This window comes from Caballeronia sp. (assembly GCF_028292365.1).
In the GTDB taxonomy this organism is placed as follows: Bacteria; Pseudomonadota; Gammaproteobacteria; order Burkholderiales; family Burkholderiaceae; genus Caballeronia.
The window spans coordinates 1-7,359 of sequence record NZ_JAQGMM010000169.1 but is presented as its reverse complement, the minus strand read 5'-3'; the positions used below and the strand labels follow the sequence as shown (position 1 = coordinate 7,359).

Annotated in this window: 7 protein-coding genes; 6 read left to right on the top strand and 1 reads right to left on the bottom strand. The window is 57.2% G+C overall.

The annotated features are described in order from the left end of the window. The coding region (locus tag JWR14_RS10320; protein WP_299705449.1) for an efflux RND transporter permease subunit at positions 1-1,676 on the top strand (1,676 nt) is incomplete at its 5' end. A gap of 60 nt (positions 1,677-1,736) precedes the next feature. Next, on the top strand, positions 1,737-2,369 hold the full coding sequence (locus tag JWR14_RS10315) for a TetR family transcriptional regulator (protein WP_299705447.1): 633 nt from the start codon (positions 1,737-1,739) through the stop codon (positions 2,367-2,369). Between the two features lie 40 nt (positions 2,370-2,409). Here JWR14_RS10315 and JWR14_RS10310 read toward each other — a convergent pair whose 3' ends face one another. Further along, a complete protein-coding gene (locus JWR14_RS10310; protein WP_299705445.1) occupies positions 2,410-3,204 on the bottom strand; it encodes a class II aldolase/adducin family protein in 795 nt (264 codons plus the stop codon). A gap of 220 nt (positions 3,205-3,424) precedes the next feature. On the opposite strand from JWR14_RS10310, the gene JWR14_RS10305 reads away from it, so the two are divergent. The 4 genes from JWR14_RS10305 (at position 3,425) to JWR14_RS10290 (ending at position 7,189) form a co-directional block, all read left to right on the top strand. Continuing rightward, positions 3,425-4,750: an MFS transporter gene (locus JWR14_RS10305; protein WP_299705442.1), complete on the top strand. Its 1,326-nt coding sequence runs from the start codon at positions 3,425-3,427 to the stop codon at positions 4,748-4,750. 169 nt (positions 4,751-4,919) lie between these two features. Continuing rightward, positions 4,920-5,798: a LysR substrate-binding domain-containing protein gene (locus JWR14_RS10300; protein ID WP_299705439.1), complete on the top strand. Its 879-nt coding sequence runs from the start codon at positions 4,920-4,922 to the stop codon at positions 5,796-5,798. Positions 5,799-6,022: 224 nt separating this feature from the next. After that, positions 6,023-6,415 carry a cupin domain-containing protein gene (locus JWR14_RS10295; RefSeq protein ID WP_299705435.1) on the top strand — a complete coding sequence of 131 codons (393 nt, stop codon included), beginning with the start codon at positions 6,023-6,025 and terminating at the stop codon, positions 6,413-6,415. 213 nt (positions 6,416-6,628) lie between these two features. Continuing rightward, the gene (locus JWR14_RS10290) at positions 6,629-7,189 is read left to right on the top strand and encodes a cytochrome c (protein ID WP_299705432.1); all 561 of its coding nucleotides are present in this window, start codon (positions 6,629-6,631) and stop codon (positions 7,187-7,189) included. Positions 7,190-7,359 lie beyond the last annotated feature (170 nt).

Below are 7,359 nucleotides of genomic sequence, written 5' to 3'. Positions count from 1 at the left end.
CGACCAGCTTCGTGCCTGACGAGGATCAGGGCTTCGTACTCGCACTGATCAATCTGCCCCCCGGTTCGACGCTGCAGAGTACCAATCACGTGATGGCTGAGGTGCGCGACAAGCTCGAGAACAGTCCGTTCGGCAAGGAAATCGTGGGGATTTTCCAGCCAGAAGGCTTCAGCTTTGTCGGCACAAGCGAAAACGTCGGCATGTCGTTCATCAAGCTGGCAGACTGGGACAAGCGCCACGACACCGCCATGACGCTGATTCCGAAGATCAACCAGACCCTTCATGGCATTACCGATGCGCAGATCTTCGCGGTGAATCTGCCGACCATTCGCGGTCTTAGCCAGTTCGGCGGGATCGACATGTATCTGCAGGCACGCGAAGGGCAATCGCGCGCGGAGCTTGGCCAGGCTACGGGCACGCTGCTCGCGGGGGCGACCAAGAGCCCGGTGCTGTTCGGGATCCGCCCCAACTCGCTGCCAAGCGCCCCGCAACTGGACATCGCGGTGGACCGTACCCAGGCCCAGGCAATGGGCTTGTCGCTGAGCGATGTCTACTCCACGCTCCAGATGGAGCTCGCGCCGTTTTATATCGACCAGTTCACCTACGGCGGACGCGTGAAGCGCGTCTATATCCAGGCGGATGCGCCGTACCGGATGGGGATCGACTCGCTCCAGCACCTGTATACGCCGAGCCTGTTCACCAACAGCACCAGCTCCGGCACGGCCGCGAGCAGTACAGTCGCGTCGAACGGCTTCACGACGCCCGTCGACCCGTCTCCCGCGAATACGTCGATCAGCCCCTACAACATGGTGCCGCTCGCCAGCGTAGTGAATGCGAAATGGAGCTTCGGGCCGACCGTGCTGCCGCGCTACAACGGCTACTCCGCGATCGAGATCGTCGGCAACTCCGCCCCGGGCTACTCGACCGGACAGGCGATCGATGTGCTGCAGAACATCGTCGATCGCCAATTGCCGACGGGTTTCGCGGCGGACTGGACCGGGCAGTCGTTCCAGGAACTGCTCTCGGGCTCGTCGGCGATCACGCTGCTGTTGCTGTCGATCGTGGTGGTGTTCCTGTGCCTCGCCGCATTGTATGAAAGCTGGTCAATTCCGGCTGCCGTGCTGCTCGTCGTGCCGCTCGGCATGCTAGGCATGCTGGCGTTCTGTCTCTTGTTCGGTGTGCCAAATGATATCTACTTCAAGATTGGTCTCGTGACCGTGATCGGCCTCGCGGCGAAGAACGCGATCCTGATCGTCGAGTTCGCGGTGGAGGGCCAGCAACGAGGCATGACGCTGCGCGATGCCGTCCTGAGCGCAGCCCGCCTGCGACTGCGTCCGATCCTGATGACATCGATGGCCTTTATCCTCGGCGTGTTCCCGCTCGTTATCTCGACGGGCGCAGGCGCCGCTTCGCGTCACGAAATTGGCACTGGCGTGATCGGCGGCATGTTGTTCGCGACGTTCCTTGGCCTGCTGCTAATTCCCGTGTTCTATGTGGTCGTTCGGAAATTGCTTGGCGACAAGCTCGACGAGGTATCGCACAAGATGCCCCATCACGGTGATGGCGAGGGCGAGGGCGGCCACGGCGAGCACGATGGCGGTCCACCGGGCGGTGGCGGTCATGACGGCGGTGGCACGGGCGGCGCAAGCCCCGCAGGGGAGGGCACGCCAGCCTAGCGAGACTCCGCGCGCCAGATGCGGCGCGCTTCGGTTAGCCATGCACCGGCGCAGTGAGAGATGAAAAGAACACGGCAACAGGCGCTTGAGACGCGCAACCGGATTCTCGACGCGGCCGAGCGGGTCTTCGCCGAGCATGGCGTTGCCCGTACGACGCTTGAGGACGTCGCGGTGCAAGCCGGGTTCACGCGTGGCGCGATTTATGGGCACTTTCGCAACAAGGTCGAACTGTTCGTCGCGATGACGAACCGCGTCATGTTGCCGATGGAGATGCTGGTCTTGGCGTCGGTCGATGCCGAGGAGCCCGATCCGCTGGGCAAGATACGGCAACTACTTGTGTTCTGTCTCGGCAAGACTGCGGTTGAGCCACACAGCCGCCGTGTGTTTGAAGTACTGTTCACGAAGTGTGAGTACACACGCGACATGGATCTTGTGTTCGATCGGCAACGCAATGCCACCCGCAACGGCAGGAGGCAGCTTGAGCTAGCGCTGCAAAATGCGATCGCAAGAGGTCAGTTGCCGTCCGACCTGGATACGGTTCGCGCATCAGGCATCGTGCATGCATTTCTCGACGGCGTGTTGCGAGACTGGCTGCTGGAGCAGGATTCCATCGTCCTGCCGCGCGATGCCGAGTGTCTGGTGGATATATGCATCGGCATGCTGCGGCAATCGCCTTCGTTGCGAAGGATGTGACAAGGTAAACCCGCTCGAATGACTCGGCACGTGCAAGGTGTCATCCCAGATCAGGCGCTTCCCGTAACACCTGCTGATACAGCCCCTGGAATCCAAGCCAGGCTACGTAGTCCGATGCCAGATGCGCCCTGGTCGCAAGCGCCTCTTCGTCGCTCAACGGCTCGATCGCACCAGCCGCTTCAGCGAGCAACTGTACCTGGCAGCATCGCTCCATGGCGATGAAGCGATACACCGCTGCGTCGACCGATCCGCCCACTGTCAGCAAGCCGTGATTCAGAAGAATCGCTGCCTTTTTGTCGCCCATGGCTTCTGCAATCCGGCGTCCTTCATCTGTCGCCAGCACAACGATGTCACCTCGAAACAGCACATGGTTTTCGTAGAAGAGACACGCTTCCTGGTTGATTGGCGCTAACAGCCTGGAGCGGGCGGAGAATGCCCGGCCCCAGGTGGTATGCGTGTGCACCGCTGCGACTGCGGCGGGGTTGGCACTATGAATGCCGCAGTGGATGGCGACCGCTGCGGCGTTGACCGGCCCGGTTCCGTCATGGACGACGCCAGTGTCGTCTATGCAAATCAAGTCGTCGGCACGGATGGTTGAAAAGTGCTGCGCGTATTGATTGACCCAGGACCGGTCAGGAAATTCCGGGTCACGGACTGTAATGTGGCCCGCGATGCCTTCGGTCAAACCGAACCGCGCCAGGATGCGAAACGCGGCGGCAAGCCTGCGTTTGCGGTCACGACGCTCCTCCTCCAGGGTGTCGAAGATCGCGGGCGTTGGAAGACGCCCGCCAATAGGCGTCGGGATCTTGAATTCTGCTTCGCTGATGCCGCTCATCGTGCGCTCTCGTTGCGTGGACAGAGTGCAATTCTCCGGGCTGTTTCGCCGACCGTCCATCGACATTCAATAACAATCGACTCACTTTTACTCACGACCGGCATACGCGTTATGGGTTGTGACAAAAGCTCACAACCTCAATACTTTCCATCGCTTGCACCGGGAAAATGTCGCGTGCCTAATGCTTCTCGACGCAACCAGACATTCATACCGGAGCATCATGAGCACACTCGATACAGGCATGGCACTACCTGCGCCGCTGATGAGACGCGTCGTGATGCGTCTCGCGCCGCTGATGATCCTGATGTACATCGCCAATCAGCTTGATCGCGCTAACGTGGGTTACGCCGCATTGACGATGAACGCTGAGTTGCACATGAGCGCAGCGCAATATGGTCTCTCGGCAAGCCTGTTTTTTCTTGGGTATATCTTGTGCGAAGTGCCTAGCAACTTATGCATGCATCGCTTTGGCGCGCGAATCTGGATGACCCGGATCCTGATTACCTGGGGCCTCTTGTCCTCGTTGACCAGTCTGGTGCCTAACGTCTACTGGCTCTACGTGGCGCGTTTTTTCCTGGGCGTCTTTGAAGCCGGTTTATATCCGGGCATGGTCTACTACATGACATTGTGGATGCCTGCGCGCAACCGGGTATGGATGATGTCACTGTTCACAGTATCAATCCCCTTGACAGGAATGCTCGGTGCGCCAATTTCGACATGGCTGATGGAACATCTCAACGTGTTCGGTGTGACCGGCTGGCGGGCCATGATCATGGTGGAAGGGTTGCCGGCCATTACGTTAGGCTTCGTCGCCTATTTTTGGCTTCCTAACCGGCCTGAGTCTTCTCGCTGGTTGTCAAGCGAGGAGAAGGCGCAGATCAACGAGGCTATAGCACCTGAGAGAAAAGCCGCCGCGCAGTGGGTAGAGCCTACAAGTGCGTGGGACACTATTTCGAACCTGAAGGTCTGGGCGTTAGGGGCCGTCTACTTTGGCACCAACTCCGGCATCATTGGCTTGCTTTACTTCTTGCCGCAAGTGGTTAAGACATTCAAGAGCAGCGCTGATTTAACGCTAAGCCAGATTGGCTTGATTACTGCCATACCGTTCGCAGTGGCGGTCGTCGCCGTGTTGCTGTGGGGAAAAATTGTCAGCAAGAGATCCATGAATGCATACTACGTGGCCGGCCCGCTGCTGGTATCCGGAGCGTCACTTGCCACAGCGTTGTATCTGGATTCGCCAGTCAATACGATCATCGCTTTGGCGATCGGAACCTCAGCGTGTTTCTGCAGCATTTCAACCTTTTGGCAAATGCCCAGCCGCATTTTGACGGATCGTGCCGCGGCAACGGGCATTGCCTTGATCACGAGTATCGGCGTGTCGTCCGGTTTCCTGATGCCTTACTTCATAGGATGGGTCAGGGACACCACCGGTACGTTCCAGTACGCGTTTGTGGCGATCGCAATTGCGATGACATTCGCCGCACTATTGGCCGTCGCGCTCGATCGAAACCGGCAGCCTGCACCGGCGTCCGGGATAGCCATTTGAAACGTGTCGCCTTGGGCAAAACGGTCAGCACCTCAGATTGCAAATGGCTGCGGTGGACCGTGGACTCGGAATGTCACATCGCTCAAAATAGATCGCGAGGGCAGTTCACGAGTGCGGACACCAGGGAAATTCAATGTCAATGCGACACGGCATACCAAGCTTAAGCGTCTTGCAGGCATTCGAGGCCTCTGCGCGGCACCAGAGTTTTTCGAAGGCCGCGGTAGAGTTGAAGCAGACGCAAGGTGCGATTTGCAAGAAAGTTAACGAGCTGGAAGCAGGGCTCGGGTTTCCACTGTTTGATCGTGTGCGCCAGCGGCTGGTGCTGACTGAGCCGGGTATCGAGTACGCACGCCGTATTCGTGTTCACCTCGATCAGATCCGGCTCGACACGCTTGAGCTCATTCAGCATCAAACCAGTCCGCCGATTCGTCTGGCTGTTGGTGTCACGTTTGCCGCGCAGTGGCTTGTACCGCGGCTGCGCAATTTCCACGAGCAATATCCGGGGGTGGAACTTCGCTTGATGGGCCGGGATCAGCCGACTTATTTCAACGATCTCAATTTCGATGCCGCGCTCTACTTTGGCCAGTCCCTGTTGCCCGGAATGGCAGGACAGGCGCTCATTACCGAAGACGAGATCTGGATGGTTGGCGCTCCGGAATTGTTGGGTCAGGAACACGCGTGTTCGGCGTCGGATATTGCGGCGTTGCCATGGATCCACACCCGCGATCAAGCCACCGCCTGGCAGGCTTGGCGCGAGACGCTCAATGTAAGCCCGGTCGAGCATACCGGCGGCGAGCACTATTTCGACATGTTCATCATGGCGATCAACGCGGCTGTGTCCGGCCTTGGAGTCGCGCTGCTGCCGCGCCTCTTGATCGACCAGGAGTTGCACTCGGGAAAGCTCGTTCGAATTGGACACTATGTTAGCCGGGGCTCAGCAACGCTCTATCTTTCTTTTCCCGAACAAAAACGTGAGTTGGCATCGCTGACTAAATTCATAAGCTGGATGGAGTCCGCTGTTAAAGCCTATAAGGCTTCATTTGACTGATCAGGCCGGTTATCCGGCTGTCAGCTCTATCTTTCCTTTCATGCACAGTGAAGGCGCAGGTCCTCGGTTGCAGGTTTTTCGTGGCAGGCGATTGATCTCCAATCGTGCTGAATCTATTCAAGCTATTCCGTTGAATAACTTTGAATGACACGACATCATCGAGATGAAGCCGCCGATCCGGCGCGCATCTCACGCAAAGGTACAACGTGTTCAATTTTTTCGATGTGAACGAAATCATCAAGGCGTTTCCCGACGAGGCGGTCAGCACCATCGTGGACACCTATCTCACCGACGAACCCTCGGCAAGCTCGCGCCTCTTTCGTGTCTATTATCCAATACCTCGCCACTACCACGAGACGTGCGAGGAGCATCTTTATCTACTGACGGGCAAAGTAAAATTTGCGATCGAAGACGAAGATCCACGCGTGCTGACGGCCGGTCAACTGGTCACGTTTGAAAGAAACACGGTGCATGCGATTACCGAGATCCTGGAGTCTCCCGCCGTATTTTTTACGGTTGATGCACCTCGGCGTGTGCCCTCCGACGTTGTGTACGTCAATCCCGAGGATGCAAAGATACGTCCTTTCGTTACGCACCTGGACGATCTCCGTCAATAGTCCGGTCACTCAGGCCCGTGGTATTTGAGCGGTTGTCTACTCGCTCAGTCCCGCGGGACCGGATTTTGTTTCGAGTTTATAGTTAGGAATACAGATATTATGTAAATGGACAGTGCCGTCAGATAACAAAACGGTAATGTTTTTGACCGTGTGGCGCAAGGTCGAGATCGCATACTAAAAGCAACTTCCACTGCGGTTCGACGGATAAGCCACATGAGCACATCAACGAGAAAATCCCTTTCAGTACGTAGCAAGGCGGGCCTCCTGGTAGCAGCCGCCGCGGTCGCGATTATTGCCGGAGGACTGGCATTCATGGAGTCGGGCATCTACGACGTTTCAGCCGCCTCCGGACACAACCCATTGGTTGCCTGGGTTTTGCATGAGACGTATATGCAATCCCTGCATCGGCACGCTCAGAATATAGAAGTGCCGGCCGACCTGATTAGCGCAGAAAATGTTCGGGCAGGCGCCCGTCTTTACAACTCGACCTGCGTGTATTGCCACGGAGCGCCTGATAGAGCGCTTAGCTCGATTGGACAGGGAATCCTGCCGCTTGCTCCGCCATTGCTCGATGCCCATCGACGGAATAATCCGAAGCTGATGTTCTGGGTCATCAAGAACGGCGTCAAGATGACCGGCATGCCTTCCTTCGGAAAGACACAGAGTGATCAGGCAATGTGGCAGCTCGCCGCGTTTCTGTCAAAAGAGCGGGGGATATCTGCTCTGGACTACGATGCCTTGGCGCTAATTAATAACGATACTTCATCGAAATGATAGGCGTGTATTTAATATCAATCGGATTACTGAGTAAATAAGATTGGTGGAAAAAAATCGGCCCCGCATGATCCACATCAGCATCCGGCAATCAAAACGTATCTTGTTGACATACCATGAACGCTCGTACCGCATTACCTTTGATGACCTTGGTCACCGCGTTGTTCAGT

Bases quoted from the DNA above. Each gene is read 5' to 3' on its own strand.
- JWR14_RS10315 (WP_299705447.1), top strand. From the start codon at position 1,737: ATGAAAAGAACACGGCAACAGGCGCTTGAGACGCGCAACCGGATTCTC.
- JWR14_RS10310 (WP_299705445.1), bottom strand. From the start codon at position 3,204: ATGAGCGGCATCAGCGAAGCAGAATTCAAGATCCCGACGCCTATTGGC.
- JWR14_RS10305 (WP_299705442.1), top strand. From the start codon at position 3,425: ATGAGCACACTCGATACAGGCATGGCACTACCTGCGCCGCTGATGAGA.
- JWR14_RS10290 (WP_299705432.1), top strand. From the start codon at position 6,629: ATGAGCACATCAACGAGAAAATCCCTTTCAGTACGTAGCAAGGCGGGC.